At 66.0% G+C, this 1,952-nt stretch carries 1 pseudogene; it reads left to right on the top strand.

Annotation, left to right across the window (positions count from 1 at the left end):
• The first annotated feature begins 68 nt into the window (after positions 1-68).
• Positions 69-1,559, top strand: a pseudogene (locus tag LZC94_10330) (polyketide synthase).
• The last annotated feature ends 393 nt before the right edge of the window (positions 1,560-1,952 follow it).

A 1,952-nucleotide genomic window follows, 5' to 3' on the forward strand; every position in this document is an offset into this window, starting at 1 on the left:
GGGAGCTGATGGGGGACGTCGGTATCGCGACGAGCGTGTCGCGCGGGGCGCGATCGGACTATGCGGGGAACGAGCCAATTGCGATTGTATCGATGGCGTGCCGCTATCCCGGTGGGGTGAAGGACGCCGAGGGATTGTGGGCGCTGTTGGAGGCTGGTGGCGAGGGGATCACGGAGTTCCCCGCAAATCGTGGCTGGGATGTGGAGGAGCTCTACGATCCGGACGCGGAGGCGATAGGAAAGAGCACGACGCGGAGGGGCGGGTTTCTGCACGAGGCGGCGGAGTTCGACGCGGGGTTCTTTGGAATCAGCCCGCGGGAGGCGTTGACGATCGATCCGCAGCAGCGGCTCTTGTTGGAGACGTCGTGGGAGGCGTTGGAGCGGGGTGAAATGGATCCGCGGACCTTGCAAGGGACGCGGACGGGTGTGTTCGTGGGGGTGATGTACAGCGATTACGGGGCGCGTTTGGTCCCTGCGCCGGCGGGGTACGAAGGTCACGTTGGGGTAGGGAGCGCGCCGAGCATCGCATCGGGGCGCATCGCGTACACGCTGGGGCTGGAGGGGCCCGCGCTGACGATCGACACGGCGTGCAGCTCGTCGTTGGTGGCGATTCACCTGGCGTGTCGGGCGTTGCGGCAAGGGGAGTGCACGTTGGCGCTGGCGGGTGGAGTGACCGTGATGTCGACGCCGGGGGCGTTCATCGAGTTCAGTCGTCAGCGTGGGTTGTCGCCGGATGGGCGATGCCGTTCGTTTGGGGAGGGTGCAAACGGAGTGGGTTGGAGCGAAGGGGCGGGGATGCTGGTGCTGGAGCGGTTGTCGGAGGCGAAACGCCTCGGTCATCCGGTGCTGGCGGTGATTCGCGGGAGCGCGGTGAACCAAGACGGGCGAAGCCAGGGGCTGACGGCGCCGAATGGTCCATCGCAGCAGCGTGTGATTGCGCAGGCGCTGGAGGATGCGGGATTGGGAGCGGGGGATGTGGAGGTGGTGGAGGGTCACGGAACGGGGACGCCGCTTGGGGATCCGATCGAGGCGCAGGCGCTGTTGGCGACGTATGGGCAAGGTCGAAAAGCGGAGGAGCCGCTATGGCTTGGGAGCATCAAGTCGAACTTGGGCCATACGCAGGCGGCGGCGGGGGTTGCTGGGGTGATGAAGATGGTGCTGTCGATGCAGCACGGGAAGCTGCCGAAGACGTTGCACGCGGAGCGGGCGTCGACGCATGTGGATTGGTCGAGCGGTGGGGTGCGGTTGTTGACGGAGGCGCAGGAGTGGAAGGCGCAAGCCGATAAGCCACGGCGCGCGGGCATATCCTCGTTTGGAATCAGTGGGACGAATGCGCACGTTCTCATCGAAGAAGCACCGGCGAAGGAGGCGGTAGCCGTTGCAGAATCCACGGCGCCGGATTGCATACCGCTGGTGTTGTCGGGGAAGAGCGAGGGGGCGCTGCGGGAGCAAGCGGCGCGATTGCTCGCGTCGGTGCAACGGAACGAGACGATTTCGCTGTTGGATATGGGGTATTCGCTGGCGACGACGCGGGCCCCGTTCGAATACCGTGCGGCGGTGGTGGCGGGGAATCGCGCGGGGGCGCTTCTGGGGTTGTCGGGGATCGCCGGTGGGAGCGGGAGAGAATGGCCTGATCGCGCGGGGTTGTCGGGGATGGCCGGTGACGTCGGGAGAGAATGGCCTGATCGGGCGGGGTTGTCGGGGATGGCTGGTGGGGAGCCGGAGCTTTTGCAGAGATGGGGAGCGGGAGAAAACCGCCAGGGCGCAAGGGTCGCCAAAGATTTGGGGGGATGGGGAACGGGAGGAAACCGCCAGGGCGCAAGGGTCGCCAAAGATTTGGGGGGATGGGGAACGGGAGAAAACCGCAAGGGCGCAAGGGTCGCCAAAGGGCGCGTGAGGGTGGATGGGAAGTTGGCATTTCTGTTCACGGGGCAGGGGAGTGCGTATTCGGGA

Source organism: Sorangiineae bacterium MSr11954, from assembly GCA_037157815.1.
GTDB lineage: Bacteria > Myxococcota_A > Polyangia > Polyangiales > Polyangiaceae > Pendulispora > Pendulispora albinea.